Origin of the sequence: Micromonospora sp. NPDC005215, from assembly GCF_040607915.1 — a bacterium.
Classification (GTDB): Bacteria; Actinomycetota; Actinomycetes; order Mycobacteriales; family Micromonosporaceae; genus Micromonospora.
This window is the reverse complement of sequence record NZ_JBEXHQ010000007.1, coordinates 1-21,510: the sequence shown is the minus strand read 5'-3', so window position 1 is coordinate 21,510 and position 21,510 is coordinate 1. Positions and strand designations below refer to the sequence as shown.

The 21,510-nt window shown below is 70.6% G+C and carries 15 protein-coding genes and 1 pseudogene; 3 read left to right on the top strand and 13 right to left on the bottom strand.

From position 1 onward, the window contains the following. Positions 1–37: 37 nt before the first annotated feature. The gene (locus ABZU25_RS08300) at positions 38–1,285 is read right to left on the bottom strand and encodes an MFS transporter (protein ID WP_355028642.1); all 1,248 of its coding nucleotides are present in this window, start codon (positions 1,283–1,285) and stop codon (positions 38–40) included. Between the two features lie 123 nt (positions 1,286–1,408). On the opposite strand from ABZU25_RS08300, the gene ABZU25_RS08295 reads away from it, so the two are divergent. Then, on the top strand, positions 1,409–2,368 hold the full coding sequence (locus ABZU25_RS08295) for a LysR family transcriptional regulator (RefSeq protein WP_355028641.1): 960 nt from the start codon (positions 1,409–1,411) through the stop codon (positions 2,366–2,368). A 124-nt stretch (positions 2,369–2,492) separates the two neighbouring features. Here the strand turns inward: ABZU25_RS08295 and ABZU25_RS08290 are convergent, their stop codons facing one another. Beyond that, positions 2,493–3,116: a hypothetical protein gene (locus ABZU25_RS08290; RefSeq protein ID WP_355028640.1), complete on the bottom strand. Its 624-nt coding sequence runs from the start codon at positions 3,114–3,116 to the stop codon at positions 2,493–2,495. Positions 3,117–3,159: 43 nt separating this feature from the next. Continuing rightward, a complete protein-coding gene (locus tag ABZU25_RS08285) occupies positions 3,160–4,521 on the bottom strand; it encodes a serine hydrolase domain-containing protein (protein WP_355028639.1) in 1,362 nt (453 codons plus the stop codon). Positions 4,522–4,681: 160 nt separating this feature from the next. Here ABZU25_RS08285 and ABZU25_RS08280 point away from each other — a divergent pair, with 160 nt between their 5' ends. After that, positions 4,682–8,146, top strand: a complete 3,465-nt coding sequence (locus tag ABZU25_RS08280; protein WP_355028638.1) for a ThuA domain-containing protein — start codon at positions 4,682–4,684, stop codon at positions 8,144–8,146. A gap of 278 nt (positions 8,147–8,424) precedes the next feature. On the opposite strand, the gene ABZU25_RS08275 is transcribed toward ABZU25_RS08280, so the two are convergent. Both ABZU25_RS08275 and ABZU25_RS08270 read right to left on the bottom strand, forming a co-directional pair. Next, a complete protein-coding gene (locus ABZU25_RS08275) occupies positions 8,425–9,594 on the bottom strand; it encodes a DDE-type integrase/transposase/recombinase (RefSeq protein ID WP_355028637.1) in 1,170 nt (389 codons plus the stop codon). Between the two features lie 303 nt (positions 9,595–9,897). After that, complete coding sequence (locus ABZU25_RS08270; RefSeq protein ID WP_355028636.1) at positions 9,898–12,972, bottom strand: S8 family serine peptidase; 3,075 nt, start codon at positions 12,970–12,972, stop codon at positions 9,898–9,900. Between the two features lie 239 nt (positions 12,973–13,211). Here ABZU25_RS08270 and ABZU25_RS08265 point away from each other — a divergent pair, with 239 nt between their 5' ends. Further along, positions 13,212–13,556: a cupin domain-containing protein gene (locus tag ABZU25_RS08265; protein ID WP_355028635.1), complete on the top strand. Its 345-nt coding sequence runs from the start codon at positions 13,212–13,214 to the stop codon at positions 13,554–13,556. A 210-nt stretch (positions 13,557–13,766) separates the two neighbouring features. Here the strand turns inward: ABZU25_RS08265 and ABZU25_RS08260 are convergent, their stop codons facing one another. The 8 genes and pseudogenes from ABZU25_RS08260 to ABZU25_RS08225 form a co-directional block, all read right to left on the bottom strand. After that, positions 13,767–14,957, bottom strand: a complete 1,191-nt coding sequence (locus ABZU25_RS08260) for a hypothetical protein (protein WP_355028634.1) — start codon at positions 14,955–14,957, stop codon at positions 13,767–13,769. Beyond that, positions 14,950–15,798 carry a sugar phosphate isomerase/epimerase family protein gene (locus ABZU25_RS08255; RefSeq protein WP_355028633.1) on the bottom strand — a complete coding sequence of 283 codons (849 nt, stop codon included), beginning with the start codon at positions 15,796–15,798 and terminating at the stop codon, positions 14,950–14,952. The genes ABZU25_RS08260 and ABZU25_RS08255 overlap by 8 nt, the downstream gene beginning before the upstream one ends. After that, a complete protein-coding gene (locus ABZU25_RS08250) occupies positions 15,795–16,946 on the bottom strand; it encodes a dihydrodipicolinate synthase family protein (RefSeq protein WP_355028632.1) in 1,152 nt (383 codons plus the stop codon). The genes ABZU25_RS08255 and ABZU25_RS08250 overlap by 4 nt, the downstream gene beginning before the upstream one ends. Then, positions 16,943–18,094 (bottom strand): Gfo/Idh/MocA family oxidoreductase, encoded by a 1,152-nt coding sequence (locus ABZU25_RS08245; protein WP_355028631.1) that lies wholly within the window; start codon positions 18,092–18,094, stop codon positions 16,943–16,945. Before ABZU25_RS08245 ends, ABZU25_RS08250 begins: the two co-directional genes overlap by 4 nt. 38 nt (positions 18,095–18,132) lie before the next feature. Then, a complete protein-coding gene (locus tag ABZU25_RS08240; RefSeq protein ID WP_355028630.1) occupies positions 18,133–18,927 on the bottom strand; it encodes an ABC transporter ATP-binding protein in 795 nt (264 codons plus the stop codon). Between the two features lie 4 nt (positions 18,928–18,931). Beyond that, positions 18,932–19,936, bottom strand: a complete 1,005-nt coding sequence (locus ABZU25_RS08235) for an ABC transporter substrate-binding protein (RefSeq protein WP_355028629.1) — start codon at positions 19,934–19,936, stop codon at positions 18,932–18,934. Between the two features lie 23 nt (positions 19,937–19,959). After that, positions 19,960–20,871, bottom strand: coding sequence for an ABC transporter permease (locus ABZU25_RS08230; RefSeq protein WP_355028628.1), 912 nt, complete (start codon positions 20,869–20,871; stop codon positions 19,960–19,962). Positions 20,872–21,123: 252 nt separating this feature from the next. Next, a pseudogene (locus ABZU25_RS08225) lies at positions 21,124–21,510 on the bottom strand (cupin); the annotation flags it as partial.

The following is a 21,510-nucleotide window of genomic DNA, read 5'->3' as shown; positions in this document are numbered from 1 at the left end:
ACCCCACGGTCCACGCCCCGCCGAAGCGCAGAGTGGGTCATGCGACCCGGACGTCTTCGGCCGGCAGGGCCGGCTCCCGGATCGACCAATCCATCCGCCTGGGCAGCAGGAGTGGCGTGGCGAGCAGGAGTACGCCGGAGACGGTGATCGCGGCGAGTGGGCTGGTGAGGGTGGCGAGAACGCCCCAGATCACCATCAGGACAGCCTGGAGGAGCCTGCCGCTGGCACTCCAGGTGCTGAGGACCCGGGCGGTGTGCGACACCGGAGTCCGTCGCAGGCGTTCGGTCGCGTAGATCGGATTGAAGATGCCCATGCAGGTGATCAGCAGGCCCTCGACGACGATCACGGTGAGGAGCCCGGAGACGCCGGGATGGACGAACGCGAGACCGAGTGGGAAGACCGATCGCAGCCACCCGGAGACGACAATGACCCGGTGCCGGCCGTGGCGGTGCGCGAGACGGGCGGACAGGCGGGCACCCACGAACCCGCCGAGCGCCGGGATGCCGAAGGCAAGACCGTACTGCCAGGCGGGGATGTGGTACTCGCCCAGCAGGAGGACGGCCAGGAGCGGGGCGGTGGCCATGATGAGGCCGCCAACCAGCACCGAGTTGAGAAACAGACCCCGCAGGACGCGGTCGCCGAGGATGAGTCGCCAGCCGTGCAGGAGGTCGGCGGGGCGCAGCCGGGTGCCCCGGTCGCGGGGCGACGCGACGTCGCCGCCCCGGATACGGAGGACCGCGAGCGCGGACAGCAGGTAGCTCAGGGCGTCGGCCAGGACCGTGACGACCGGGCCGAGCAACCCGACCAGCGCACCACCGAGGGGCGGGCCGGCGGCGGTCGCCGTCCAGGTGGTGCCCTCGAACCTCCCGTTCGCCACCAGGAGATGCTCACCGCGGACGAGATACTTCAGGTACGCGCCGGACGCGGCAGCGAACGCGATGCTCGCCGTTCCGGAGACGACCGAGACAACCAGCAGTTGGCCGTACGACAGCACGCCGAGGACGTACGCGATCGGGACACTCACCATCGCCGCGAACCGGACCAGGTCCATCGCGATCATCACCGGGCGCTTGGCCCGGTGCTCGACCCACGGCCCGAGCGCGAGGGCCACCATCGCCGCGACGGCAAGCCCCGCCGCCTCCAGCAGCGACACGGCGAATGCCGACGAGTCCAGCACTCGCACCGCGAGCAGCGGAAACGCGCCGAAGGCGAGCCACGTGCCGTACGCGCTGACACCGTAGGCCGACCACAGCCAACCGAAGTTCGACCCCAACCGCGTACGCATGCGACTCCCCCGTGACAACCGACGTTCCGGTCCGGGCATCCCACCGCAGGGACCGGCGCGGAATCAAACAACCGACGTCCGGGCGAGCCACAACCACCGGTTGTGGGTACGCATAATTCATCAGTGGATACCGAGGCGGTGCGATCGTTCGTCCGGGCGGCGGAGCTCGGGCAGCTGCAACAGGCGGCCGACGAGTTCGGCGTGACGCAACAGGCCGTGTCGAAGCGGATCGCGGCCCTCGAACGTGAACTCGACGTGCGGTTGTTCACCCGTACCGCCCGAGGGGTCGAGTTGACGCTCGACGGCCAGGCTTTCCTCCCGCACGCCCGGGACGTCGTCGCCGGTGTCGACCGTGCCGTCGCCGCGACCAGGCCGGGCTCGCGGGCCCTGCGGATCGACGTCCTCGGCCTGCGATCCGCACAGGCCGTCGTCCTGCACGACTACTGGCGGTCGCACCCGGAGACCAACCTCGACGTGGTGACCCTGCGGGTCGACGACCCGCGCGAGGCAGCCGCCGCCGTCCAGGCCGGCGACATCGACGCCTCGTTCCGCTCGGTCACCGACGCGGCCACCCTGCCGCGCGACGTGCGGATGATCCACGCGTTCGACTCCCCGCTGGAACTCCTCGTCGGCCCGAGGCACCCGCTCGCCGCCGCCCGATCACTGACACCGGCAAAGCTGCGCGGTCATCGGATCTGGGTGCCGGGTATCGCACCGCGCAGCGAATGGGCGGACTTCTACGACCAGCTCGCGACGGACTTCGACCTCCGCATCGACGCGGCGGGCCCGCACTTCGGCGACGAGGTCCTCCTCGACATCCTCGCGGACTCCGCCGACGTGGCAACGCTCGTCGGCTCGCGCGACAGGTACCTCTGGCCGGCGAACCACGACCTGCGCCGCATCCCGATCGTGCGTCCGACGCTCGCGTACCCGCTGTCGCTCATCCTCCCCCGGGCGAACCCGCACCCGGGCCTGCGGGCGGTCATCGACCACGTCGCGCGCCTGACTCCGCTCCCCGCGACAACCTGGCGCCCATCCTGGGCGCCGGCGAGTATGTGCTCTTCGGCCTCGAAGTCGGCGTAGTGCTGGGAGGGATAGACGTCCTCGTACGGGCTGACGCACAAGTGGGTTTCCCGGCTCACGCTGGACACGCTGTCGGGCCCACCTGCTTCGTCGTCCCGTTCCTCGTCGGGCAGGACGGATTGGGTCAGTCGGGCGGCGGGGTGGCGGCCGATCGGCGGCCCCCGTGCGAGGTGACCAGGGCGTCGGCCACGATCGCGGCGTCCGCCTCGGCGATGTCGGCGGGATACTCCGGGAGGAGATCGTCCCAGATGACCAGCCACGATCCGTAGAGCTGCGTCTGGCCCTCGGGCCTTGCGAAGAACCAGACGTGCAGGTGGGCGGCGCCGTCACCGACGCGGTAGACGTGGGCTCGCGAGATGTGCGGCAGGGCCTGCACGTGGCGGACGATCCGGGTGGTCAGCAGTCCCAGCTCCGCGGCGAGTTCGTCGGGGAGATCCGCCATGTCGTAGTGGTCGCGCGGGTACAGCATCAGCGCCAGCGGCACGCCCACTCCCGTGACCCGGGCCAGCCGCCAGTGCTCGTTGAACCAGATTCCCTCGTCACGCTCCTGGCAGTTCTGGCACTCTGCCGGGTCCTCGCCGTGTCGGGCGGGCTCGGGCAGCACCGGGGGGCGCAGCGGCGCGACGCGTAACCCATCCAGTTCGAATGGGCTGATGTCCCACCCCGTCATGCGTGCCAGCGGTAGCCGCCGCTCGCCGTCCGCGACGGCGGTCGCGTGGTCGTGGAACTGGTCTGGTCGCAAGGCCATGGCGCGAAGACTAGTACAGCCATGATCCTTTTGGTGACCGTCGTTACGACGTGGATCGTGTCGCGGTCTGCGTGATGCCTTCCTGCCGCAGTTCCAGGATGCCCGGCTGGCCGTTGTTCGGTAGAAACCGGATCTCCAGATCGAGTCCTGGGTGGAGGTAGCGACCGTCCGGGCCGGCCAGCAGCGCCACCGGTTGCTGGGCAGCGGCAGAGAAGATCAGCTGGCCGTCGGTGACCGCGATGTCGATCGGATAGTCGTCGCGCAGGACGTAGTGGCCCGACACGTCGCCAAGGGGTGCGGTGGTGAGACTGGTGGCGTGCCGACGGTCCGCGGCGGCGCGGATGCTGGTCAGCAGCTCCCAGCCATCCTGTGAGTTGGTCATCGCGGCGACCGCGGTGCCGCTGTCGGGCCACACGAAGGAGAAGCAGGTATATCCGACGTTCATCCCGGTGTGTCCGAAACGCCGACGTCCGGCGTGGTCGTCGACCTCGGTGCCGAGCCCGTAGGAGCCGCCCGGAATCTGCGGTGTGCACATCTGGGTGGCCAGGTCGCGGTTGAGCAGCTTCGAATTTCCCCAGGCCGCTCGGGCGATCTCGAGGTCGAGCCGGAGCAGGTCGGTCGGGGTGCTCCACAGCCCAGCCGCGGCGGCCTCCGGTTGCGTCCGCCACCCGCGGGGGATTCCGGTGCCGCCGAGGTGATGGCCCCGCGCCGCCAGTTGCGGTCGCTGGTGCGGAAACTGCTTGTCGAAGCTGCTGTCGGCCATGGCCACCGGGTCCAGCACCAGAGTCCGCATGAGGTCCTCGAACGGTATCCCGGTCGCGTCCACCATCAACTGCTCAAGGACGGAGTAGTGGCTGCCCGAGTAACGGAAACGGCTGCCCGGCAACACTGTCGACCGTACCGGTGCGGTGGTCGTCGGGCCGCTGCCTTCCAGGACCTGCACCAGCGACGGGACGCGATCTGCGGCGTAGCCGCGGTACCAGGTGTCGGACAGGCCCGCCGTGTGCGCCAGCAACTGTCGTACGGTGACTCCCGGTTGCTGGCCCGCGCGGTCGCGCAGCTGCCACGAGGTGAGGTATTCGCGGATGTCGGTGTCCAGGTCGAGGACACCGTCCTGGACCAGTCGCAGTGCGCCGAACGCGGCGACATGCTTGCTGATCGAACAGGCCGCGAACGTCGTGCGCTCGGTCACCGACGTCGACGTCTCGCCACCCGTGACGCCGTACCCGGCCGCCCACACCCACCCGCTCAGGTGCCCGACGGCGATGCTGACTCCCGGCACCTGGTAGATGCTCATCAGGTCGGACAACGCCGCCGTGTCCGGCGAGAGCTGACCGCTAGACACCTGCCGGTCGAGGTGGCTCAACAACTGGACCCAGCCCTGCGAAAAGTCCCCGTTCTCCACGGCGCCGATTCTCGACCAGACACGCCGATGGATCAAGAGACTCGAACGGCAGGAAACCGCTTACCTTGCGCTATTGACGGTCGTCACTGGCTGTCAGTACCGTGATGCGGGCAGCGAGAAAGCGCTTTCCGACCCTCACCGTCCGACAGGGAGCGCCCCCATGCCCCGACACCTCCGCGCGTTCTGCCTCATCCTGCTCGCCATCGCCACAGTGGTGAGCACCACCACCGCCCTGCCCGCCGAGGCCGCCCCCCGCTTCCGGGTGCTGGTCTTCTCCAAGGTCACCAACTTCTACCACGACTCGATCCCGGCCGGCGTCGCCGCGATCCAGCAGCTCGGCACCGCGCACAACTTCGAGGTCGTCGCCACCACCGACGCGGCCGCGTTCACCAACGCCAACCTCGCCACCTTCGACGCCCTGGTGTTCAACAACACCAACTCGCTCCCGACCTCGGGGGACCTGCTCAACGCCAGCCAGCGGACCGCGTTGCAGACGTTCATCCGCAACGGCGGCGGCTGGGCCGGCCTGCACGCCGCCTCGGCAAGCGAACGCGACTGGCCGTGGTACGAAGGGCTGGTCGGGACGATCTTCGACTACCACCCCGACTTCTCGGCCACCGGCGGCACGTTCCCCGGCCGGGTCAAGGTGCTCGACCGGGCCCACCCCTCGACGCGTAACCTGCCGGAGCTCTGGGAGCAGAGCGAGGAGTGGTACAACTGGCGGACCAACCCGACCGGCAACGTGCACACCCTCGCGCAGATCAAGGTGCGCGACGGGATCAGCGGCCTGGACGAGGGCGTCGACCACGCGTACTCCTGGTGTCAGCGCTACGACGGCGGCCGGTCCTGGTTCACCGCCGGTGGGCACGCCAGCTCCCAGTTCAGCACGCCGACGTTCCTGGAGCACCTGCGCTACGGCATCGAGTGGGCGGCCGGTGCGGTCGCCGGTGACTGCTCGGCCACCAGGACCAGCAACTTCGAGCGGGTGGGGCTGGTCACCGAGAACCTGGCCGACCCGTTCGAGCTGGCCGTCGGCCCGGACCGGAAGGTCTACTACATCCAGCGCACCGGCGCGTTGAAGGTGGTCAACTCCGACACCCTCCAGGTCACCACGCTGCTGGACTTCGCGTACACCTCGGCGATGACCGACCAGTCCGACGGGCTGCTCGGGATGACCCTGGACCGCAACTTCGCCAGCAACGGCTGGATCTACCTGCTCTGGTCGGACAAGACCCTGAAACAGCTCAACCTGTCCCGGTTCACCGTCGCCACCAACAGCGTCGCGCTCTCCTCCGAGAAACGCCTGCTCACCATCCCCACCCACCGGGGTGAGGGCCGGGCCAACTCGCACATGGGCGGCTCGCTGGCCATGGACGCGGCCGGGCGGCTCTACGCGGCGATCGGCGACAACACCGACCCGTTCGGCTCCAGCGGCTACACCCCCGTCGACGAGCGGTCCGGCCGGGCCGCCTGGGACGCGCAGGGCACCGCCGGCAACACCAACGACCTGCGCGGCAAGATCCTGCGAATCACCCCGCAGGCCGACGGTACGTACACCGTCCCGAGCGGCAACCTCTTCGCGCCCGGCACCGCGAAGACCCGGCCGGAGATCTACGCGATGGGCCTGCGCAACCCGTTCCGGATCACCATCGAACCGCAGACAAACGCCGTACTGGTCGGCGACTACGGCCCGGACGCTCGCGCCGCCGACGCCAACCGGGGTCCGGAGGGGACTGTCGAGTTCAACCGGATCACCGGCGCCGGCAACTACGGCTGGCCGTACTGCGTCGGCAACAACATCCCGTTCAACGACTACAACTTCGCCACCAGCACCTCCGGGGCGAAGTTCACCTGCGCCGCACCGGTCAACAACTCCCCCAACAACACGGGCCTGACCACCCTGCCGGCGTCGAGGTCCGCGCTGGTCTGGTACGCGTACTCGGCCTCCACCCAGTTCCCCGAGCTGGGCACCGGCGGTGGCGGGCCGATGAGCGGGCCGGTCTACGACTACGACCCGGCCATCACCCGCACCACGAAGTTCCCGGAGTACTTCGACGGCAAGTGGATCACGTACGAGTTCACCCGCAGGTGGTTCAAGACGCTCTCGATCCACCAGACGGCGCAGACCTTCAGCAACTCCCGCTTCGGCCCGACCGCCGTCGGTGACCTCCAGTCGATCAACGGCATCTTCGACAACATGAGCTGGATCCAGCCCTTCGAGGCGGAGTTCGGCCCGGACGGGTCGCTCTACGTCATCGACTTCGGCGAGGGCACCGGCAGCGGTCGCGGCGGCAGCAACGCCGGCGCCGGCATCTACCGGATCGACTATGTCGCCAACGGGCGGCCCCCGACCGCGAAGATCGCTGCCACCCCGGACAGCGGACGCACACCGCTCGCTGTGACGTTCTCGTCGGCCGGGTCGACCGCCGGTGACGGGTCGACGCTCAGCTACGCCTGGGACTTCACAAACGACGGCAGCACCGACTCCACCGCCGCCAACCCGACCTTCACCTACTCGGCGGCCGGGAAGCACACCGCCCGGTTGACCGTGCGCAACGGCGGCAACGGGTTGACCGCCACCGCGGTCACCGACGTGGTGGTCGGCAACACCCGACCCACGGTGACCATCAGCGTGCCCGACGGGGGGTTCTTCGACTTCGGCGACAAGATCCCGTTCACGGTGACGGTCACCGACCCGGAGGAGACCAGCATCGACTGCGCCAAGGTGACAGTGCAGACGCAGCTCGGCCACGACTCGCACGCCCACCCGCTGGACGTCTACACCGGCTGCTCGGGGCTGCTCGCCACCGAGGCCGACGCCGGTGACGGACACGGGCCGGGGCAGAACCTCTACACCCTGGTCACCGCGCAGTACACCGACGGCGGCGCGGCCGGCGGCGTACCGGCACTGACCGGCTCGACCCGGGTGCAGTTGCAGCCCAAGAGCAAGGAGGCCGAGCACTTCAGCGCCCAGTCCGGCCTCGTCGTGAACGACCGGGCCACCGCCCGCGCCGGCAAGCGACTCGGCGAGGTCGACCACAACGACTGGGCGGCGTACGGGCCGGTGGACCTGCGCAACGTCGGCTCGGTGACGCTCGGGGTGACCAACGGCGGGCTCGGCGGCACCATCGAGCTGCGGACCGGCTCACCCACCGGCACCCTGATCGGCGCTGCCACCATCGCCTCCACCGGCGGGTGGGACAACCTGGTGTCGCCGACCGTCACGCTCACCAACAAACCCACTGGCACCACCACGCTGTACGCGAAGTTCGTCAACGCCGCCCAGGTCGGCGGCACCCCGGACCTGCTCTCGCTGGACTGGCTGCGATTCAACGGGGCCGGGGTCAAGCAGGAACCGGGCGGGACGCTGACCCTCGCGGCCAACCCGGCCAGTGGCACCGCCCCTTTGACCAGCACGCTCACCGCCACCGCGACAGCGCCATCCGGGCAGAGCATCACCGACTACGCGTGGGACTTCGGTGACAACAGCGCCATCACCCACGGGGCGACGCTGAGGTCGAGCGCCCATACCTATTCCCGAAAGGGGACCTACACCGCCCGGGTCACGACCACCTACAGCAGTGGGGAGACCCGCTCGATCAACCTGACCATCACGGTCAACTGACCGTCGAGCGGTGGCGGGCGGGGGCCACCCCGTCCGTCATCGCTGGAGCCCGCCGAGACGTCCAGAAGGGCGTGTTTCGGATGGCTGGGCCGACCATTCAACCAGTGTCGCGCCCCAGACGATCTATCCCACTGACCCCGACCGTTTCAGCGACGCCGGTCGGGGCTTGGGCGAGAGCTGGCAGGGTAGATCTTGGACAATTTCCGTTCGGGCGGAACTGTGCTGTCCCGAGACATGTGTCAAGGGGAAGTCCCGATAGATGTGTCATGAGTTGTTGATCAGGCTGTTCGGGTGAGGCTGGTGTAGGTCTGGTCGGGGGTGAGGTGGAAGTGGCCGAGGGGTTGGCCGTCGCGGTGGTAGACGGTGATCCGGTTTTGGTCGCGGATGGCGGTGACGGTGGTGCCGGCGTGGGTGGTGCCGACGCTGGTGCGGTGTCCGGCGACGGAGATGACGCCGGTGCTGCCCACGAGGCAGCGGTGCAGGGTGGCGTCGGTCTGCATGGGTAGGCTGGCCGGCCCGCCGAGGCTGGATGCGTCTGTCCACGCCTGGGTGGGGGTGGCGCGTCGTGGCAGGGCGCTGTGGCGTCGTTCGTTGTTGTAGTAGTGGCGGTAGGCGTTGAGGAGGTTCTGCAGTTCGGCGCGGGTGCCGGGGGCGGGTTGGGTGCTCAGCCATTTCTTGAGGGTTTGGTGGTGGCGTTCGACCTTGCCGCAGGTCTGCGGGTGGTAGGGGCTGGAGTTGATCGGTCGGACACTGTGGTCCAGGAGGCACTGGACGAACGTGGAGATCGATCCGGGCCGGGTCAGTCGGCTGGTGAACGCGGTGCCGTTGTCGGACAACACGATCGCGGGGGCGCCGTACTCGGTGAACGCCTGCCTGACCGCGGTGAGGGCGCCTTCGGCGGTCTCCGCGGTCGTCGCGTGACAGGCGACGAGGGTGCGGGTGCAGTCGTCCAGGACGTCGAAGACCGCGGCGAGGCTACCGTCGGCGAGCCGGACGTTCGTGGCGTCGATCTGGTAGCAGTCCCGGGGCCGGGCGTAGACGAACCGCCGAAACGAGCTGCGCGGCCGTTTCGCCGGGTTCCGTTCAAGCAGGTCGTGGCGGGCCAGGACCCGGTTGATCGTCGACCTCGAGGGCACCCGCCACCCCGGACCGGTAGCGTCGTGCACCTCGATCAGCGCGTCGTGGATGAAGTCAGCCCCGTTGTCCACGCCGAGTTCGGCGCGCAGCTTACAGATCCACGCGTCCAAATCCGGTGGCGTCACCCGCGGGCTGCTACGCGGTCGCCGGGACCGCTCACGCCATTCGCCCACGTCCCGGATCCGCGCCTGATGCCGGTACACGGTACGGACCGACACACCATGCTCACGCGCGAACTCGGCCGCGTTCATCCGCACCCCAGCAGCCAACTGGGCATCGAGCAGGTTCATGACATGCCGCCGAGAAGCCATGCCAGGCACCATCTACCAGCACACCCAAGATCCCTACCAACTGACACATGTATCGGGACTTCATCACTGACAGATGTCATGGGACTGAATAGTTCGGGCGGAACGGAAACTGTCCAAGATTGTCAGCTGCGGCGGAGTGAAGCTGCCTGGGCCGAGCCCCGCGGAGCATCCCGCACCTCTCGTCATCGCGGAATCAACTCGCCGCGACAAGTCCAGGAACGAGAAACATGGGCCGCCGACGTACTTCAGGCCGGGAAGAGCGTGGGGCGATGCAGAACGCACCGCCCCACGGACAGGTGCGGATTACTGCCAGGCGCTCTGCTGGGTGTAGACGAGGTTGCCAGGGATGACCGTGCCGTTGGTGCTGTACTCGGTGTAGGCCCAGAAGTCGCCCTCGGGCAGCGGCTTGTTCGGCTTCAGCGTGAATCCGTGCGTCAGACCGCGCTCCACAGTGGAGGGCAGTGTCAGCGCGGCACCCGAATACTTGGCGTTCTGGCCGACGATGGCGTGGCCGAACTGGAAGTCGACGACCGGACCACCCGGGAACTGCGCGAACACGTACGCGGTGTAGCGCCCCGGCTCGGGCAGGAACTTGTACGCCTGCTCCGCGCTGGTCCAGTACCTGTCACTGCTGTAGATCAGGGTGTCGCCCTTGTACAGGTAGAGGTCCAGGTTCGTGTTCGGGTCGTCGGTGTTGGCGTCGACCACGATGCCGGCGGTGTGAGCCGGCACGGTGAAGTCGAACTTCTTCACCCCGGTGGCACCCGGGTCGAACACGCCGCCGTAGACGCCGGCCGGCATCGAGTACGACGCGCGCTGCATCGGCGTGTAGCCGGTGCTGCGACCCGCGAGCGGTCCGGTGAAGCCGGGCTGGATCGAACCGGACACCCCGCTGGTCATCCGGCCGAATTCTTCCCCGTCGTCACCGTACGGCCGGGGCATGATTCCCCACGGCCGGGCGGCGACCGGGATCCGGGCGCTGTGGGCCTTGCCGCGCCAGCCGATCGAACCGGTCACGTACCGGTCCCAGGGCGCATTTCCCCGGCGCAGCGTGATGGTCACTGTCGCGGATTTGCCGGGTGCCAGCGTCACCGACGCCGGCGTCACGGTGACCTTCATGCCGTCCAACCCGGACACCGACGAGCGGTAGGTCTCCGGGGTCTTGCCCACGTTGGTCAGGGTGCGGGTGAGCGTCACCGGGCGGGTTGCGTCGTACTCGCGCAACGAGATGGCCGGCAGGTTGAGTTCCTTGCCGTCCGGCACGGCCGTCTCGCTGAAGGCGACCAGGTCCGCCGCGGTCGGTTCGATGACCAGTCCGGGGTCGGTGGCCCCGGCCAGGTTGATGAAACCACTGCCCTGATCGAGAGGACTGCTGGTGCCGACCGTGTCGGTCGCGGTGGTCCGCAGCGCCGAGGCGATCGCGCCCGGCGACCAGTTCGGGTGCGCGGCACGCAGCACCGCAGCCGCGCCGGCCACGTACGGCGAGGCCATCGAGGTGCCCGAGTACGCGTCGTACTGTCGCCCGAAGTTGCCCGCTGGTGAGACCGCGGCGATGATGTCCGAGCCCGGCGCGACCAGGTCCGGCTTCAGGACGCCGAGGGTCACCTTGTCCGGGCCGGTGGAGGAGAAGTCCGCGACGCTGGGCACGCCGGGGACGCTGGAGCCGTCCCCGCCGCTGCGCAGGGACACCCGCGCGTCGGTCGGGTGGCGCATCAGGTAGTTGAACAGCGTGCCGGCCTGCTTCTCGGTCGGCAGGTAGACGACCGGGAAGTTGAAGATCGAGTTGATCCGGTAGTTGCCGGCCGGCTCGAACACCACCATCGCCGCGCCGCCCTTGGCCTTGATCTCGGCGGCCGAGCCGAACATGTCGGACAGCGCGCAGGCGACCACCTTGCCCTTGATCTTGGCCGGGTCGAGGCTGCCCGGTTCGCAGTAGACCGCACCCAGATCCGGTGACCCGGCCTGCTCGCCGAACACCATCGGCCGCGAGTCGCCACCGGGCAGCGCGTCCAGCGAGCCGCCCACGAGCTTCGTGCCGTCGCCCAGCTTGACGGTGGCCTCGTCGAGGTTGGTCACCGCCGCGCCGACCGTGGTCACCCACGGTGCCGCGTTGCTGATCGCCCCGCTCACGATGCCGGTGTTGCCGGCGGAAGCCGCCACGAAGACTCCGGCCAGCGTGGCGTTGAGGAAGGCGATGCCGATGGGGGTGTTGGCCTCCCAGTCGCCGAGGTCGCTGCCGATCGAGAAGTTCAGGACCTGCACGCCGTCGGCGACTGCGGCGTCGATGCCGGCGATGATGTCGGCGTCGAAGCCCATGCCGTTCCACAGCACCTTGTAGACGGCGATCTGGGCGTCCGGCGCCACCCCGGAGACGGGACCGAAGCGCCGACCGTCGATTGTGACGTTCGGGATCGGCAGACCGGCCGCCGTGGACGCGGTGTGCGTGCCGTGCCCGGCCATGTCGCGGGGAGACAACACCTCACCCTCGGGCACCGAGCCGCCGCCCGCGAGCCACGTGTCGGCAAAGTACCGGGCGCCGACGATCTTGCCGTTGCAGTGCTCGGCCACGAAGGCGACACCGGTCTGGCAGGTGCCGTGCCAGGTCGCGGGGGCCGGCATCTTCTTGGCGAACGACGCGCTCTCCGGCCAGATGCCGGTGTCCAGGACGCCGATCACCATGCCCGCGCCCGTGCCGGGGCCGGGCTTGACCGGTTTGCCGGCGGGACCTCCAGCCGGGGCCTGGTCCGGCGCGGCCGGGTCAGTGGCGGCCGGAGCGCCGGGGGTCGACGCGGTCGACGGCGCGGTGGGCGGCGGCGTCCTGGTGCCGAGGGCCTTCGAGGCGGTCACCGCGCGGACGCGCTTGTCCGCCCGCAGGGTGGTCGCCTGCTCGGCGGTCAGCTTCGCGGAGAACCCGTTGAAGGCGGTGGTGTACGCCGCGTTGACGGTGACTCCGGCGGCGGCAGCGACGGCCGTGCGCTGCGCGTCGAGGTGTCCCCGGTAGGCCCGCGAGGGTGCCGACGTCACGTCCAGCCGGTGGCCCGCCTCCGGACGGGTCCGCGCCAGCCCGGACACACCGCCTGCGTACGCGGTCAGCGGCTCCTCGGCCAGCTCGACGACGTACATGCCGGAACCGGTCGCGTCCGTCGTGGCCCGCTGGCTGGCCGCGTTCCGGCCGTCGGGTCGACGATCGGCCCCGTCGGTCAGGGTGACCCTCTTGTCGTGCCCGGCGGTGAAGTAGCCGCCGGTGCCGCTGCCCGACGCCCCGCCGGGGGCGGCCGACGCCGATCCCGCAACCCCGGTGGTGCCGGTGATCAGCGCGACGACCAGCGTCGGTATCGCTAGTCGTCGCAGCCTGTTTCCGCTCGTGCCTGTAGCCACGAGGCTCCTTTCGATGGCTCCCTTGGGGAGCTGTTCCTCGATCACGATCCGCTCATGGGAGCGCTCCCCCACCTAAGCCGCCGACGGTTAATCGATGGTTTGCGCGGTGTTACGGATCGCTGGTGCGTATAAGATCACGTTCGGTCAGTCGCGACTAGATCAAGTTTCTGCGATGCCGCCGGAGCAGGGCGTACACCCCAACCAGCCCTCGCCGGCCGTTGCAGCACTAGGCTTCCGCCATGCTGATCATCGAAGGCGCGGGCCGGTGGACCGCACCCGCCGGGGCCGCCAACGACTGGGTCGAACAGCTGAGAGTGCCGGACCTGTCGGTGGGGACGTACTGCATCCCGGCGGGTGGTCGCGACGGTCAGAGCCCGCACACCGAGGATGAGATCTACGTGGTCACCGCGGGGCGGGCCCGGATCGTGACCCCGGACGGCGCGGCCGAGGTCGGCCCGGGTTCGGTGATCTTCGTGCCGGCCGGCGAGGAGCACCGGTTCGACGAGGTGACCGAGGACCTGGCGCTGCTTGTGGTGTTCGGCCCGGCGTACGGCTCGCGCGCTCCGGGTCGGCCAGCCGAGTAGGCCGAGGTCTCCAGATCCGGGGTCGCGGACGCGGCGAAGGGCGCTCGCCATCCGCTGTGGCTGGCCCACCATGTGATGTGCTGGTGAGCGGTATACCTCAGAGGTATGAATATGACTCAGAGGTATACCGCTCACTACCGCATCCGCCCCGGACGGAGGTGACCGACGGTCACCGTCGGCCGCGGCCAACGGTCACAGCTCGAGCCAGGGTTAGGAATTACTCGTCCAGGCACCAGCAGGAGCCGTGTCTCCCCGCCGGCGCCAGAGCACCGTGCCCGCCCCGGCCAACGCCAGCCCGAGCAGTGGCGCGACGCCGATCCCGGCGAGCGTGCAGGCCACCGCGAGCAACGCCGGCGGCACCCAGCACCAGGCGGGCACGGTCCGCGGCGCACGACCGCGCCGCCGCGCGGCGGCCTCGGTCGCCATCGGCACCACAAGCACCGGCAGCGCGGCGGCCAGCACCGTCAGCCAGGGCAGCACGAGGCGGTCGAAACGCGCCACCGCCAGCACTCCGCCGAGCACCGCGACGGCGAGCATCGACACCGGGGCCGGCACCCGCGGCAGCAGGCCGCGCATCGCCAACGCACCGGAGTACGTGGTGGTCAGCGCCGCGGCGAAGACCGCCACCGCGACGAACAGATTCGCGTACGCGGCCAGTCCCGACCCGGTGGCGAGCAGCGCGACCACGTCCGCCGAGCCGGTGCGCAGCCACAGGCCGGCACCGGCGAGCACACCGAGCAGCGCCGGGCCGATCAGCAGCCCCACGCACCAGGCCAGGTCCCGCCGCCGGGCCAGGCCGACGCTGAAGTCCGGTGCGCGCAGCGCGAACACCGCCGCGTACCCGATCAGCGCGGCGGCGTCGCCGAGACCACCGGCGGCGAGCCGGACCGGCGCGCCGGGCGGCGGCAGCACGGTCAGGCACCACCCGACCAGCACCACCGCGCTCAGCGTGGTGAACACCGCGACCCGGTTGCGCAGCCGGGCCGGCCCCCAGGAGACGGCGAGGACCGCCGCCTCCAACAGCACCGGCCCGGCCCAGCCCGGTAGATGGGTCAACGCGGCCAGGGACGCACCGCCGAGCCCGACGTTGAACCCGTTCCAGCCGACCATCGACACGGTCAGCACCGCCGCCAGCAGCAGGCGCGAGGTGTTCCCCAGGTACGCGGGCAGCACCGCGGTCAGCGTCCCGCCGTCACCGAGCGGCCGGCGCAGACCGATCCGGCCCTGCCCCCAGAGCAGCGCCGCCATCAGCGCCCCACCGAGCAACAGCCCGGTCGCCGGCACCGCACCGCCGTGCCGGGCCGCCATCGCCGCGCCCAGCACCAGGGTGGCCGGCGCGGTCCCGATGCCCAGCCACGCGCCGACCGCCGCCGGCCACCGCCGTTCGAGCGGCTCAGACAACGTGGCGCAGGTAGCCGGTGATCGCCGCGTCCAACACCTCCGCGCCCGGACGCGCCCACACCTCGGCGGAGAAGACCTCCACCTCGATCGGGCCGCCATACCCGGCCGCGTCCACCGCCTCGCGCAGCCGACGCAGGTCGATGCAGCCGTCGCCGGGTAGCGCCCGGCCGAGCAGCACCCCCTCCGGCAGCGGCGTCACCCAGTCGCAGACCTGGAACGCGGCGATCCGTGGCCCCGCCCGCTCGATCTGCGCGTACACCGTGTCGTCCCACCAGACGTGGTACGCGTCCACGACCACGCCGACCACCGTCGGGTCGAACCGCTCGGCGATGTCCAACGCCTGGGCGAGGGAGGCGATCACGCAACGGTCGGCGGCGAACATCGGGTGCAGCGGCTCGATCGCCAGCCGGACTCCCGCCGCCGCCGCGTGCGGAGCCAACTCCCCGATCGCGTCGGCGACCCGACGACGCGCGCCGTCGAGGTCCCGACCGCCGGGCGGCAACCCACCGGAGACCAGCACCAACTCGGGGGCGCCCAGCGTCGCCGCCTCCTCGATGGCCCGCAGATTGTCCGCCCGCCAGTCGTCGGCGGAGAAGAACCCGCCCCGGCACAACGAGGTGACGGTGAGGCCGGCGTCGCGGACCAGCTTCGCCGACCGGGCCAGCCCGTGCTCGGCGACCGGCTCGCGCCACAGCCCGATGCCCGGCACCCCGGCGGCGACGCAGCCGGCCACCACGTCGGGCAGTGGCCACCGCTGGGCGGTGGCCTGGTTGAACGAGAAGCGCCGCAGCTCGTCGGCGCTGCTGCCCGCCGCCGCCCCGACCGAAAGAGCGACGCTCATTGGGTCACCCCGGCCACCGTGAGGAACGCGCGCGCTCGGGAGGCGGCCAGGTCGGCGTCCGGCAGCAACCCGGCCGCGTCGGCCAGGACGAGCACTGTCGCCAGGTGCGCGGCGGACCGGCCGGACTGCGCGCCACCGACCATCGTGAAGTGGTCCTGGTGCCCGGCCAGCCAGGCCAGGAACACGATCCCGGTCTTGTAGTGCCAGGTCGGCGCCGCGAACAGGTGCCGGGCCAGCGGCACCGTCGGCGCGAAGATCTCGGCGTACGTCGCCAGATCGCCTCGGTGCAGGGCCGCCAACGCGGCGGCGGCGGCCGGCGCGATGGCCGCGAACACCCCGAGCAGCGCGTCCGAGTGACCCAACTCGTCACCCCGGATCAGCTCCGGGTAGTGGAAGTCGTCACCTGTGTAGAGGCGCACCCCGGCGGGCAACCTGCGGCGCAGCGCGACCTCCCGGCCGGCGTCCAGCAACGACACCTTGATGCCGTCCACCTTGGACTCGTGCGCCTTGATCAGCTCGGTGACCGTGTCGGCGGCCACGTCCAGGTCGACAGCGCCCCAGTAACCGGTCAACGCCGGATCGAACATCGGACCCAGCCAGTGCAGCACCACCGGCTCGTCGGCGGCGGTGAGCAGCTCGTCGTACACCCGGAGGTAGTCCTGCGGGCCGCGGGCGGCGGCGGCCAGGTGCCGGCTGCACATCAACACCGGCCGGGCGCCGGCCGCACGGACGTCGCCGAGCTGCTCGGTGTACGCGGCGGTGACCGCCGCCAGGGTGGCCGGCCCGGGTGGCAGCTGGTCCGTGCCGACGCCGGCGACGATCCGCCCGCCCAGCGCGCGGGCCTCGGCGGCGCTGCGACGGATCAGCTCCCGGGTGGCCGGATAGTCAAGCCCCATCCCCCGCTGGGCGGTGTCCATCGCCTCGGCGACCCCCAGCCCGTACGACCAGAGGTGCCGCCGGAACGCGAGCGTGGTGTCCCAGTCCACCACCGCCGGGGCACCCGGCACGTTCTCCGCGTTCGGGTCGGCGACCACGTGCGCGGCGGCGTACGCGATCCGGCTGCTCGCCGGCGCGTCCGGCCGGGCGAAGCCGCTCCCCCCGGCCAGCCGGTGCCGTCGCCCGCCCGGCAGCACCACCTCCGCGGTCATGAGCGCAGCTCCGGCACCTCGACGCGACGGCCCTCGCGGGCCGAGCGCAGCCCCGACTCGGCGAGCTGGACGCCGCGGGCGCCGGCCAGGAAGTCCCACCGGAACGGCTCACCGGCCACGACGTGCCGCAGGTACGCCTCCCACTGCACCTTGAAGCCGTTGTCGAACTCCTCGTTGTCGGGCACCTCGGCCCACTGGGCCCGGAAGTCCTCGGTGGCCGGCAGGTCCGGGTTCCACACCGGCTTCGGCGTGACCACTCGGTGCTGCACCCGGCAGTTGCGCAACCCGGCCACCGCGCTGCCCTCGGTGCCGTCGACCTGGAACTCCACAAGCTCGTCGCGGTACACCCGCACACCCCAGGACGAGTTGATCTGCGCGATGATCCCGCCGTCGAGTTCGAAGACGGCGTACGCGGCGTCGTCGGCGGTGGCCTGATACACGTGGCCGGCCTCGTCGACCCGTTCGGGAATGTGGGTGGCGGTCACGCAGGAGACGGCGGCGACCCGACCGAACAGCTCCTCCAGCACGTAGTGCCAGTGCGGGAACATGTCGGAGGTGATGCCGCCGCCGTCCTCGGCCCGGTAGTTCCACGACGGACGCTGAGCGGGCTGCCAGTCGCCCTCGAAGACCCAGTAGCCGAACTCGCCGCGCACCGAGAGGATCCGGCCGAAGAAGCCGCCGTCGATCAGGCGCTTGAGCTTGCGCAGACCGGGCAGGAAGAGCTTGTCCTGGACGACGCCGGTGCGGACGCCGGCCGCGTCCGCCGCCCGGGCCAGGTCGAGCGCGGCGGCGGTGTCCTCGGCGAGGGGCTTCTCCGTGTAGATGTGCTTGCCGGCCTCGATGGCCTGCCGGATCGCCTTCTCCCGCTGCTGGGTGACCTGGGCGTCGAAGTAGATCTCGACGTCGTCGCGGGCCAGCGCCGAGGTCAGGTCGGTCGTCCAGTCGGTCAGCCCGTGCCGTTCGGCGAGTTCCCGGAGCTTCGTCTCGTTGCGCCCGACCAGGACCGGTTCCGGCCAGATGGTCGTGCCGTCGGCCATCGCCACACCACCGGACTCGCGGATGGCCAGCAGCGAGCGGACGAGGTGCTGCCGGTAGCCCATCCGTCCGGTCACGCCGTTGACGATGATGCCGATCGACCTGCGGGTCATGGTGTTCCTTCCGTCGTGCTGGTCGTGCCGATCCGCGCTCAGTGGTTGGCGGCCGCGCTGCCGAGCAACCCACGCAGGTCGGTGGCGAGCCGGTCGAAGCGGGAGTCCGACATCACCTGCGCGTAGTCGCGGTGCGCCGGCAACTCGACCGGGGAGATGCGGATGATCCGGCCGGGCCGGGCACTCATCACCACGACCCGGGTGCCGAGGAAGACCGCCTCGGCGATGGAGTGGGTGACAAGCACCACAGTGGTGCCGGTCTCCCGCCAGATCCGGTGCAGTTCGGCGTTCATCTGCTCCCGGGTCAGCGCGTCGAGGGCGCCGAACGGCTCGTCCATCAGCAGCACCGGCGGGGAGTGCAGCAACGCGCGGCACAGCGCCACCCGCTGTTGCATGCCGCCGGACAGCTCGTGGGGCAGCGCCTTCTCGAAGCCGGTCAGCCCGGTCATCTCGATCAGCTGGTCCGCCCGGCGGGCCGCCAGCGCCCGGTCCATGCCCCGCATCTCGGCCTGGAGCAGGATGTTGGCCCGAGCGCCACGCCACTCCAACAGCGCGGCCTTCTGGAAGACGAAGCCGATGTCCTTCTGCGGGCCGCGTACCGGGCGTTCCAGCAGCGACACCGTGCCACTGGTCGGCGTGACCAACCCCGCGACGATCTTCAACAGGGTGGACTTGCCGCAGCCGGACGGGCCGACGATCGTGACGAACTCCCCCGGCTCGATGTCCAGCGACACGTCGTCCAGCGCGGTGGTCTGCGCCCGCCGGGTGGTGAACCGGACGGTCACCCCGGACATTCCGATGGCGGCGCCGGTGGCGGTGGGTGCGGCGGTCACCGGGTCACCCCTGGGCCGCGTACGAGGAGTCCCAGTACGCCTTCGGCGCGCCCGGGTCCTTCAGCTCCGCGTAGCGGGACATCAGGTCGATGGTCTCGGTCCACTGGGCCTCGGTGTTCACCCCGGCCGGCCCCTCGCCCCCGAGCAGCGGCAGGACCAGGGTGAGCTGCTTGGTGAGCACCTCGGGCGCGGGCTCGTTCTCGGCGAGCGCCGTCATCGCGCCCACCGCGCCGGCCGGGTCCCGGGCGGCGTCGGCCCAGGACTTCTGGGTGGCCCGGACGAACTTGCGGGCCAGCTCCGGGTCCTTCTGCAGGGTCTGGGTGTTGGCGATCAGGCCGGTGCCGAGCAGGTTCATCCCGTAGTCGGCGAAGAGCAGCACGTCGACCTTCTTGCCGGTCTTGCTCTCGATGGTGGGCGCCTGGTCGTGGAAGAAGCCCATGATGGCGTCGACCTTGCCTTCGGCCAGGGCGGCGATCTTGCCGGCAGCGTCCACGTTGACCACCTTGACGTCGCTCTGCTTGACGCCGTTCTTCTCCAGCCAGGCCGGGAAGGTCGCGTAGAGGGCGTCGCCGGGGGTGCCGCCGACGGTCTTGCCCTTGAGGTCGGCCGGGGTCTTGATGGCCTCCTCGGTGAAGAACTCCACCGAGGAGGGGCCCTTCTCCAGGTACGCGCCGAGGCTGCGCACCGGCATCCCGCTGGCCACCGACTTGAGCAGCACCGGGCTGTCGGCCCAGCCGAAGTCGGTCTGCTTCTGCGCGACCTGCTTGACCGTGTTGCCGGAGCCGTTGCCGGGCAGGATCTTCAGGTCGATGCCCTCGGCGGAGTAGTAGCCCTTCTGCAGGCCGTAGTAGAACGGCGCGTGTTCGCCGTAGGGGACCCAGTTGAGGGTGAGGGTGACCTGCTTGCTGCCGTCGGCGCCGGTCTTGCCGGCGGAGTCGTCCCCGCCGCAGCCGGCGGCGGCGAGCAGCAGGGCGGCGGTGGCCAGGATCGTGGTGGCGGTGCGTTTCATCGGTGCCTCCGTGATGGGGTCGGTCAGGAGGTGGTGAGGGACACGGCGGCGCGGCGGCTGGCGTGCCACGGGATGAGCAGTGCCTCGGCGATCTCGACCAGGACGAACAGGACGATGCCGATGGCGGACATCAGGATCAGGTCGGCGAACAGCAGCGGGGCGTCGAGGTTGCCGTTGGCCAGCAACAGGACGTAGCCGAGCCCTTCGCTGGCGCCGACGAACTCGCCGACCACGGCACCGACCACCGCGAGGGTGACGGCCACCTTCAGGCCGGCCATCAGGTGCGGCAACGCGTTCGGGAAGCGGATCTTGCGGAAGGTGCGCCACGGGCCGGCGCCCATGGTGGCGGCCAGGTCGAGCAGCTCCGGGTCGGTGGAGCGCAGCCCGGCCACGCCGGAGATGACCACCGGGAAGAACGCGATGAGCACCGCCAGGATGATCTTCGGGGTGAGACCGAGACCGAACCAGACCACAAGCAGCGGCGCGATGGCGATCTTCGGGATGACCTGTGCGAAGAGGACGATCGGGTAGAGCGCCTTGTCCAGGGTGCGCGAGTAGGCGATGGCGACAGCGGTGGCCAGCCCCAACGCGGCGGCCAGCACGAAGCCGAGCACCGTCTCGTAGAGGGTGACCAGTGTGTGTCGGGCCAACTCGGACCACTGGCCGGTCATCGTCTCCCAGACCTGGCCGGGCGTGGGCACCAGGTAGTTCGGCACGTACTCCCGGGCGGCCACGAACCACCAGGCGGCCACGAAGGCCGCGAGCACCAGCGCCGGGCGCCAGAGCGAGTCGGCGAAGGTCACCACCCGGCGACCGAGCGCACCCCCGGGTGCGGACGCGGGCCCGGACCCGGACGCGGCGGCGGCCGCCTGCGCACCGCTCGCCTGGTCGGCGGCGGCCTGCCGGCCCGCCGTGTCCAAAGAGTTCTCGGTCACGCGGAACCTCCTCGGGGGCCCGGCACGGCACCCGTGGACCGGGCCGGTCGGCGGATCAGGCAAACGCTTTCCTGGAGCGTAGGCGGCCCCTCGATGCCGGGCAAGGCCTTTCCTCGATCTATTCGTCGATTGCCGGCCCAGCAGATCCGCCTCCCTCCGAAATGGACGCGACTTCCTGGAAACCGGGCCTTCCCCACCCCTCGGACACCGCGACTTCAAGGAAACCGAGTGGATCTGCGCGCGTCCGCGACGTCAGCTCGCCGCCGGATAGGTGTCGAGCAGGCCGCACATGCCCAGCCGACCCCGCTCGATTGGCTCGTCCGCCGCGTACACCCCGGCCTCGCCCAGGTGGCGGCCATCCCCCCGCTCCAGGGCGTCGAGGTGGACGCCGGTGCTGGTGGCGGCTCGACCCGCGCCGGCCTCCCACCGCTGCCGCCACCGCGCCAGCAGCGGCTGACGCAGGGCGACAGCGGCGGCGTGGAAGGCGGCCAGCGCCGTCGGCCCACCGGACCGCAGCGCCTGGAAGCCGGTCACCGCGAGATCACGTCGGCGGTACGCGGCACGCACGTCCGCGCCCGGCGCTCCCCCGTCCGGCAGCGCCGCCGCGGCGGCGTACGCGCCCGGATCGGCCAGCACGTC

What these genes read in the sequence shown, in the direction of transcription:
- ABZU25_RS08300 (WP_355028642.1), bottom strand. Translation starts at nt 1,285, where the DNA reads ATGCGTACGCGGTTGGGGTCGAACTTCGGTTGGCTGTGGTCGGCCTAC.
- ABZU25_RS08290 (WP_355028640.1), bottom strand. Translation starts at nt 3,116, where the DNA reads ATGGCCTTGCGACCAGACCAGTTCCACGACCACGCGACCGCCGTCGCG.
- ABZU25_RS08280 (WP_355028638.1), top strand. Translation starts at nt 4,682, where the DNA reads ATGCCCCGACACCTCCGCGCGTTCTGCCTCATCCTGCTCGCCATCGCC.
- ABZU25_RS08275 (WP_355028637.1), bottom strand. Translation starts at nt 9,594, where the DNA reads ATGGCTTCTCGGCGGCATGTCATGAACCTGCTCGATGCCCAGTTGGCT.
- ABZU25_RS08265 (WP_355028635.1), top strand. Translation starts at nt 13,212, where the DNA reads ATGCTGATCATCGAAGGCGCGGGCCGGTGGACCGCACCCGCCGGGGCC.
- ABZU25_RS08255 (WP_355028633.1), bottom strand. Translation starts at nt 15,798, where the DNA reads ATGAGCGTCGCTCTTTCGGTCGGGGCGGCGGCGGGCAGCAGCGCCGAC.
- ABZU25_RS08250 (WP_355028632.1), bottom strand. Translation starts at nt 16,946, where the DNA reads ATGACCGCGGAGGTGGTGCTGCCGGGCGGGCGACGGCACCGGCTGGCC.
- ABZU25_RS08245 (WP_355028631.1), bottom strand. Translation starts at nt 18,094, where the DNA reads ATGACCCGCAGGTCGATCGGCATCATCGTCAACGGCGTGACCGGACGG.
- ABZU25_RS08235 (WP_355028629.1), bottom strand. Translation starts at nt 19,936, where the DNA reads ATGAAACGCACCGCCACCACGATCCTGGCCACCGCCGCCCTGCTGCTC.